This window comes from Microcystis sp. 49638_E5, assembly GCF_021300285.1.
Lineage (GTDB): Bacteria > Cyanobacteriota > Cyanobacteriia > Cyanobacteriales > Microcystaceae > Microcystis > Microcystis aeruginosa_C.
Map to the genome: position 1 here is coordinate 1 of NZ_JAJTDH010000111.1, position 8,888 is coordinate 8,888.

6 protein-coding genes and 2 pseudogenes are annotated in these 8,888 nt (G+C 43.7%); 5 read left to right on the forward strand and 3 right to left on the reverse strand.

Annotated elements, in window-relative coordinates:
* A pseudogene (locus LW728_RS20505) lies at positions 1–577 on the forward strand (transposase family protein); the annotation flags it as partial.
* Positions 578–838: 261 nt separating this feature from the next.
* Here LW728_RS20505 and LW728_RS20510 read toward each other — a convergent pair.
* A pseudogene (locus LW728_RS20510) lies at positions 839–1,030 on the reverse strand (Uma2 family endonuclease); the annotation flags it as partial.
* Positions 1,031–1,058: 28 nt separating this feature from the next.
* The gene (gene ahr, locus LW728_RS20515; protein ID WP_004163683.1) at positions 1,059–2,063 is read right to left on the reverse strand and encodes an NADPH-dependent aldehyde reductase Ahr; all 1,005 of its coding nucleotides are present in this window, start codon (positions 2,061–2,063) and stop codon (positions 1,059–1,061) included.
* Between the two features lie 399 nt (positions 2,064–2,462).
* Here ahr and dnaK point away from each other — a divergent pair, with 399 nt between their 5' ends.
* The 4 genes from dnaK (at position 2,463) to rsgA (ending at position 7,341) form a co-directional block, all read left to right on the forward strand.
* Positions 2,463–4,511 (forward strand): molecular chaperone DnaK, encoded by a 2,049-nt coding sequence (dnaK, locus tag LW728_RS20520; protein WP_287671544.1) that lies wholly within the window; start codon positions 2,463–2,465, stop codon positions 4,509–4,511.
* A gap of 214 nt (positions 4,512–4,725) precedes the next feature.
* Positions 4,726–5,850: a molecular chaperone DnaJ gene (gene dnaJ / locus LW728_RS20525; protein ID WP_004163681.1), complete on the forward strand. Its 1,125-nt coding sequence runs from the start codon at positions 4,726–4,728 to the stop codon at positions 5,848–5,850.
* 192 nt (positions 5,851–6,042) lie between these two features.
* Positions 6,043–6,264, forward strand: a complete 222-nt coding sequence (locus LW728_RS20530; protein ID WP_002738399.1) for a sulfurtransferase TusA family protein — start codon at positions 6,043–6,045, stop codon at positions 6,262–6,264.
* Complete coding sequence (rsgA, locus tag LW728_RS20535) at positions 6,265–7,341, forward strand: small ribosomal subunit biogenesis GTPase RsgA (protein ID WP_004163680.1); 1,077 nt, start codon at positions 6,265–6,267, stop codon at positions 7,339–7,341.
* Positions 7,342–7,398: 57 nt separating this feature from the next.
* On the opposite strand, the gene LW728_RS20540 is transcribed toward rsgA, so the two are convergent.
* Complete coding sequence (locus LW728_RS20540) at positions 7,399–8,715, reverse strand: serine hydrolase (protein ID WP_004163679.1); 1,317 nt, start codon at positions 8,713–8,715, stop codon at positions 7,399–7,401.
* Between the last annotated feature and the right edge of the window lie 173 nt (positions 8,716–8,888).

Below are 8,888 nucleotides of genomic sequence, written 5' to 3' on the forward strand. Positions count from 1 at the left end.
GACGGAAAAAATGCTTTTACAATCGGGAAACTTCCGTTTAAAAGGAAAAAAAGCTTTACTCAATCAAGCAGAGATACCGGTCATAACGGTAATGGATGTAACGGAAACTCCCATAGAAAGCCCCCAAAAGAAACAGAAAGATTTTTTTGGTGGTAAAAAAGGTTATCATAGTTTAAAATCCCAATTAGTAGCTGATAAAATACAGAGGAAATTATCTGTGTCTTTTGTGGGAAAGGTAGAGGTCATGATTTTAGTTTATTTAAAAAAAGTCTGGTTCGTTTTCATCCTTTAACTACCAGTATATAAGACAGTGGTTATCAGGGAATGGCTGCATATCATAGTAATATTTATACACCTAAAAAAATCGAAAAATAGAAAATTAACAGAGTTATAAAAGGAATATAACAAGGCTTTAGCCAAAGAAAGGATTATCATTGAACCTATAAATAGGAAACTCAAAATCTTGAAAATCTTATCCTGTAAATATCGGAATTGTCGTCGAAGATATAGTTTAATAGTTAACTTGTTGGCGGCTATTTGTAACTGTGAGTTAGGGATAGGTATAGCAACTTCTTAAAAGTTGCCAAACATTAATCTACAAGGATAATTTATTCTCAATTTTTATAATTGAGATAGTTTGTGCCGCTTAAATAAAGAGGTTTTGATAACCAAATTAAAGCAGCTCTAAAGAGTTTTGAGTTAAAAGTAAAACTTCAGGTTTTGATTCAGAACAAATGTGCTAATTAACTAATTTTCCCAAAAAAATTAGTTAGCCTATCATTATAACATATAATTAATTTGCAATAGTTCTATTAAAAACCTGCTCACGGCTAAACTAAATAAACATATTACCGCCAACAAAAAAGTCTTCTCGATCCTGATAGGCTTGTTCGATAGAATCGATTAAGACATTCATGGCCTTGCGGTGACGGTGGATTTCCAATGGTTATCCGTCATCAAAAATCAAGTCTTCTGGGGGAATGGGGGGTTCTTCCCAATCGATAACTGGAGGAGTGAGGGGTTGAGTCATCGGGGTTACGTCTGGGATAGAGATGGTTTTATTTCATCTGCAAGACGAGGCGATATTTAGGTTGTCCAGTTCTCAATTTTTCCATGGCTTCATTCACCTGCGAGATAGCATAGGTTTCCGTGACCGGTTCAATGCCATGGCGAGAGGCAAATTCGATCATTTTATTGATGGTACTGGGACTACCCAAAGGACTGCCAGAAATCGATTTTTGACCCATAATCAAGGGGAAAGCGTAGGTAGCCATGGGTTCAAGAACGGCCCCAACAATATGCAGACGACCTTTGGGACGTAAACAGGCGATATAAAGACCCCAATCGAGATTAACGTTAACGGTAGAGATGATGAAATCAAAGTAATTTTGTACCGATTGCAAAGCTTCGGGGTCTCTGGAATTGATAAAATGAGTCGCCCCTAGTTCTTTTGCTTCTGTTTCTTTATCGGGACTACTAGAAAAAGCGGTTACTTCGCAGCCCCAAGCTTTGAGGAATTTTAAGGCTATATGGCCCAATCCACCAATACCAATGACACCAACTCGGGCCGTGGGTTTAATATCAAATTGGACAATGGGATTAAAGACGGTAATACCACCACAAAAAAGCGGGCCAGCTTTGGCAGCATCTAACTGGTCCGGCAAGGGAACTAACCAACTATGATGGGCCCGGACTTTTTCAGCAAAACCACCATGGCGACCGACGATAGTTCCTTCGGCAGTGGCACAAAGGTTTTGATCCCCCGACATACAAGTTTCACAGGTGGAACAGGAACGGGAAAACCAACCAAGACCGACTCTTTGCCCTAGGTTTAATTCTTTGACTTTAGCACCGAGAGCGGCGATCGTGCCGACCACTTCATGACCGGGGACAAAGGGATAGGTGGTCAGTCCCCAATCGTTATCGAGCATACTTAGGTCACTGTGACAGATGCCGCAATATTCCACCGCGATTTCCACATCTTCATCCGCTAATATACCCGGATCGTAGTCAAAAGGCTCTAGTTTTCCCCCTTTTTCTCGGGCAGCATAGGCTCTAATCATGATTAAGTCCTCTAGGATCGGTGTATTGGTTATCTTATCCCAAATTGATCTGAATTCGGGTTAAGAAGATTTGGCGATCATTCCACTGCTCGGCACATCAACATCAAGGAATTCCGCTCGTGATCATTAAAAAAATCTTAAAAACGGTAATTTTAAGAATAGCGAGAGGAGATCGCTAACTGTCAGCATCAGCAAAATTACTGGTTTTGGGTTACTCTTGATATATAGACCGCTCGCCAGCCGCTTGCGGACTTTACCGACAAGTTTTGTTAGGAGCGGACGAAAATTGTCCTGTTTCATCCTCGGCAAGATTAGACGAGGTAAAAAGCCCGTTTCTAATTTTGGGATAATTTTTGTCAGCGATTGTATCCTATTAACTACCGTTATTATTAGAGCGTCATGGGAAAAGTCATCGGCATCGACTTAGGGACAACCAACAGTTGTGTTGCCGTACTCGAGGGAGGTCAGCCGATTATAGTTCCTAACTCGGAGGGGGGAAGGACAACTCCTAGTATCGTGGGGTTTGGCAAGGGCCAGCGCCTAGTGGGACAACTGGCCAAACGTCAGGCGGTCACTAATGCCGAAAATACCGTCTATAGCATCAAACGCTTTATCGGTAGGCGCTGGCAAGACACGGAGGCAGAAAGGGGACGAGTTGCCTATCATTGCCAACGCGGTCGCGATGATACCGTCAATATCAAAATTCGCGATCGGGAATTTACCCCCCAAGAAATCTCGGCCATGATCCTGCAAAAATTAAAGGCCGATGCCGAGGCCTATCTGGGAGAAACGATTAACGAGGCCGTGATTACAGTTCCCGCCTATTTTACCGATGCCCAACGTCAAGCCACTAAAGACGCGGGGATGATCGCAGGACTAGAAGTATTAAGAATTATTAACGAACCCACCGCCGCCGCCCTGGCCTACGGTTTAGATAAACAAAACGAAGATCAACATATCCTCGTTTTTGACCTAGGAGGAGGAACCTTCGACGTTTCCATCCTGCGACTGGGGAAGGGAGTCTTTGAAGTGAAAGCCACGGCCGGCAATAACCATCTTGGGGGGGACGATTTTGATAACCTCTTAGTGCGGTGGCTGGTGGAGAACTTTCAAAGCCAAGAAAACATCGATCTGGCCAGCGATCGCATGGCGATCCAAAGACTGCGAGAAGCCACCGAAAAAGCCAAAATCGAGCTTTCTAGCATGATTACCACCTCGATCAATCTCCCCTTCATCGCCGCCGACGAAACCGGCCCTAAACACCTAGAATTAGAACTAACTCGCGCTAAATTCGAGGAATTAACCAGAGAATTAGTGGAAAAAACCCTCGAACCCGTACAACAGTCCCTCAAAGATAGCGAACTGCAGCCTAGCGATATCAATCGTGTCATTCTCGTTGGTGGTTCCACCAGAATCCCCGCCGTGCAAGAATTAATCTCCCGTTTCTTTTCTACCGGCCAGATCGATCGCTCTGTTAACCCCGATGAGGCCGTTGCTTTGGGGGCAGCGATTCAAGCCGGAGTTTTAGGTGGAGAAGTGGAAGATATCCTCCTACTCGATGTCACCCCCCTTTCCCTCGGCATTGAAACCCTCGGCGAAGTCTTTACCAAAATTATCGATCGCAATACCACTATCCCCACCAGTAGATCTCAGGTTTTCTCCACCGCTGCCGATGGTCAAACTTCGGTGGAAATTCATGTCCTGCAAGGGGAAAGAGCTATGGCCCAGGATAATAAAACCCTCGGTAAATTTCTCCTGACGGGAATTCCTCCCGCCCCTAGGGGGGTGCCACAAATCGAAGTGGCCTTTGAGATCGATGTCAACGGCATCTTGAAAGTGGCCGCCAGCGACCAAGGCACCGGCAAAGAACAAAGCATTTTAATTAGCCATACTGGAGGGCTGAAACCGAACGAAATTGAAAAAATGCGCCTAGAAGCCGAAAAATACGCCGAATCCGATCGCCGTCGTCTGCAAATGATCGATATTCGCCACCAATCCGATAGTCTTTTCTATAGCTACGAAGTCACCATCAGGGAAAACAGTCAGTTAGTCGCCCCCGATATCCGGCAACTGGCCGACCAGAAGCGGCAACAGTTGGAAATCGCTCTGCGCGACCCCTCCATATCCCCAGAAAAGCTAAAAACCACCTTGGCAGAATTTCGTCAGATTGTCCTCGAAATCGGTACCCGCATCTACACAGGTAGACAAGAGCAAAACCAAACCCTTAACGGTACTGGTTTTGAACCGATCGATGTCACCGAAAAACTGACTCGACCCACCCGCACCCAAGCCACTTCTTCGAATACCTTCACCAACGGGCCAACCCTCTCCCCCACTCAAACCAGAACCTATAGTAATCTGGAAACTAAATCCACCGAATCGGGCAGTGATGATGATCCCTACGATGGGGAAGAAATGAGCGCCAGTGACTACGAGGCCGTAGATTAAAAAGTGATCAGTAATCAGTAATCAGTTATCAGCTTTTTTCTCCCCTTCTCCCCACACCCTACACCCCTTCTCCCCACACCCCACACCCCCACACCCCAACCCCCACCGAAAAAAATAGTAGGGATAACCCAACTAAACTATTATGTATACTTTGTTAAAGTAACAACTAGACCGAAAATTTATTTATAAATTGCGAGCAGAACCATAGCCCCCTATGCCCACTGATTATTACGAAATTCTAGGTGTCTCGCGAGATGCCGGTAAAGAAGACATCAAACGCGCCTATCGTCGTCTCGCCCGAAAATACCATCCCGATGTTAACAAAGAACCGGGAGCCGAGGAACACTTCAAAGAAATTAACCGCGCCTACGAAATTCTCTCGGAACCAGAAACCCGCAATCGTTATGACCGCTTTGGTGAAGCTGGGGTTTCTGGGGGCGCTGCTGGTTTTGATCCCGACAATATGGGCGGTTTCGCCGATATCTTTGAGACAATCTTTAGTGGTTTCGGGGGCATGGGCGGCCAAGCAACCGCCCGCCGACGCACAGGCCCTACCCGGGGCGAGGATCTACGTCTCGATTTTAGACTAAAATTCCGCGAGGCGGTCTTTGGCGGCGAAAAGGAAATCCGCATCCGTCATCTGGAAACCTGTCAAACCTGTAAGGGCAGTGGGGCCAGACCAGGGACCGGTTCCCGTACTTGTACTACTTGCAGTGGTACTGGTCAGGTGCGTCGCGCCACCCGTACTCCCTTCGGTACTTTTGCTCAAGTTTCGGTCTGTCCCACCTGTGACGGCGCTGGCGAAGTGATCGAGGAAAAATGCGACGTTTGCGCCGGTTCCGGACGCAGACAGGAAACCAAAAAACTGAAAATTACCATCCCCGCGGGGGTTGACAACGGCATGAAATTGCGCGTTGCCCGGGAAGGAGACGCAGGACTTAAAGGCGGGCCGCCAGGGGATTTATTCGTTTATCTAACCGTGGAAACAGATACAGAATTTCAACGGGAAGGCAATGATATTAAATCGGATATCACGATTAGCTATATCCAAGCGATTTTAGGATGTACCATCAAAGTTAATACGGTAGATGGCCAAGAAGACCTGACTATCCCTGCCGGTACTCAACCGAACACCGTACTGATTTTAGAAAATAAAGGGGTTCCCAAATTAGGCAATCCCGTCAGTCGCGGTGATCATCGCATTACCGTTAAAATCTCGATTCCTACCCGTGTCACGGGAGAAGAACGGGAATTGCTGGAAAAAATAGCGAAAGTTCGCGGGGAAACCGTGGGGAAAGGCGGCATCGAGGGATTTTTAGGTAATATCTTCCATAAATAGGGCAGGCTGAATAAATCTAAAAATCTTGTCGGATAACGGAGGCAGGGGGCGGTCGGCGGTCGGCAGTATTCAGGAGTCAGGAGTCAGGAGATAGGAGATTATTTTATTTATTCTCCCCACACCCCACACCCCACACCCCACACCCTACACCCTGCCCCCAGGAGAAACTTTTTCAGGAAACCCTAAATAACTATGACTTTAGACCTGCGCGGCACTCCCTGCCCGATTAATTTTGTCCGCACAAAATTGCAATTAGAGAAAATGACCGCCGGGGAACGGTTGGAAGTCTGGTTAGATGCCGGGGAACCGATCGAACAGGTTCCCACTAGCCTGACAGTGGAGGGTTATCAGATAGAATCGATCGAGGACCGAGATAGCTTTTTTGTTCTCAAAGTCTATCGCCCCGATTCCTAAATGGTAGATGCACAATTAACCGATTTATACGGCACAGTGGTGGCCGTACAGGCAAATTTTTATCAGGTACGCTTGGATTCTGCCGTTATGGGCGAGAATCTTCTCTGTACCCGTCGCGCTCGCTTGCAAAAAATCGGTCAGTCGGTCATGGTTGGCGATCGGGTGCGGGTGGAGGAGGTAAATTTTGCCGATCAACAGGGTGCGATCGCAGAAGTCCTCCCCCGCAGTACCGAGATCGATCGGCCAGCCGTTGCTAATATCGAGCAGATTTTGCTAGTTTTTGCCCTTGCTGAACCCGTCCTCGATCCTTGGCTGATCAGTCGTTTTTTGGTGAAAGCCGAGTCCACAGGCTTAGAAATTGCGGTCTGTGTCAATAAAATCGATCTGGGGGAAGCGGAACAAATAGAACTCTGGGGCGATCGCCTAGCTGGTTGGGGATACCGGCCCTTTTTTGTCAGTGTGGAGAAAAATCGGGGATTTGAGGCTTTATTGGCACAATTAAACCATAAAATTACTCTCTTGGCCGGTCCATCGGGAGTGGGAAAATCGAGTTTAATTAATTGTCTAATTCCTGAGATTAATCAACGGGTGGGGGATGTGTCGGGAAAACTGCAAAAAGGTCGTCACACCACCCGTCATGTGCAGTTATTTGCTTTACCAAATCGGGGTTTATTGGCCGATAGTCCGGGGTTTAACCAACCGGATATTAACTGTTCACCAGAACAATTAACTTTTTATTTTCCGGAAGTGAGAGAGCGTTTAGCTTTAGGAAATTGTCAATTTAATGATTGTACTCACCGTCGGGAACCTAACTGTGTGGTTAGGGGAGATTGGGAACGTTACCAACATTATTTAGAGTTTTTAGAAGAAGCGATCACACGAGAACAGTCATTGCAGAAAACTAGCACAAAAGAGTCAAGTTTAAAGTTAAAAATTAAAGAAGCAGGTCAAGAAACCTACGAACCCAAATTAGCTAATAAAAAATATCGTCGTCCTTCCCGTCGCGGCAAAAATCAAGATCAGGAACGCTACGAAAATAAAACTCTCCAAGATATTTATAATGATGATTCTGAATAGAATCGGTTAGGTTGTCTTTATCTTCAGGGTCACTAAAGTAAGAATTGGGAAAAGATGTTAAGGGGTGTTATACTTTGAGTCCATTTGCTGCATTTTTTGATAGACTAATTCAGAAATTTTTGGGAAAATTTGCCAATTTTGAGCGTAGGCAGCATCTTGGGTAAATACAGCTAAAATATAAGCAACTTGACCATCATTAATATAAGCTACCTCACTACGACTGTCACTTGTCCAACCAGCTTTAGAAGCAAATTCTTGGATATTTTTAGGGTCACTGTTAGCAAAATATTCACCAAAAAATCCTTTAATGGGATTAAAATGACCTTGACCTTGATTCGGGTCAATATTTTTCCAGCTGCCATCTTGCATCATGTTTATTCTGTTCAAATAGTATCGCATCTCCTGACTAGATTCTGGTGATATAGCTTGTCCTGTAATAATTTCATACATTAATCTAGCAGCTTGTTCAGTTGTAATTTTATTTCTAATCGGATTTTTAGGATCATTGCCTCTCATTTTTAAATCAGCACCTTGAGGTTTAAACATTTTTTTAGAAGGAATGGGATAGGTTTTTTGGTTAATATTGATACCATTATAACCTGCATCAACAAAATATTGATTAAGTAGATTTCTTTTTTTTAACCACTCTTGATAGTCTGACTGGCTCATATTTTTATGATTTGATTTTGCTCCAGTGATAGCATCAACAATATTACTTGATTCTTCATTGTCTGACTTTCCGATCATTTCTTGAATTTCAATAGTATATTCTCCTATATCTCCTTGATGATAATTAACATAACCGTACAGAGCGACTAGCCAAAAAAGCTTGACAACACTAGCGGGAAATCTTCCTATATTTCCTTGATAATTTTCGCTACTATTGGTTTTAAAATCGATTAAGCTAATTGATAATTTCTCAGTTGGTAAGTTATTCTCTGCAACATAATCAGTGACATTTTTAATAATAGATTGTAGTTGGTCGTTCCGCTTAAAATTTGGCGGTCTATCGGGAGTATAAATAAACGTTTTTTGAAAATTGATACGATTATTATTATCAGGAATAGGCAAAGATGGCAAGGCAATTTGTTGATTATTAAGTTCAGTTTGCGAAGTGATAGGAGTTTTCATTGTGGGTATATCTGGGGTTTTATTAATTATTGACTGAGGAGATTTTCTGTAAGATATGGAGGACTTATCATCAGTTACATTTGTTGTTTTCTGAGATTGATTGAAGATTAAAAAACCGACCACAGCAAAAGTCATCGCGACTAAGCTAGATATCAACAGAAACTTTATATCTGATATACCAGTATGGTATTCATAATTGTAGTTAGATGTCTCTGTTTTTTTGTTATCTGAGTTGTTTTTCATTTTTTTGTTTCTACTTTGTGATTAATTCAACTTATCTACGAGCTAAATTTTTAATGGTTCTATAGCGTTTTCAAATAAGACATGAAAAAGCATCGTAATTGTGGAGATTAGGAAAAGTAAATAGTTTAAGGTTGATTAAAAGATTAAATATCTTCTTCATAATCCCAAAATTT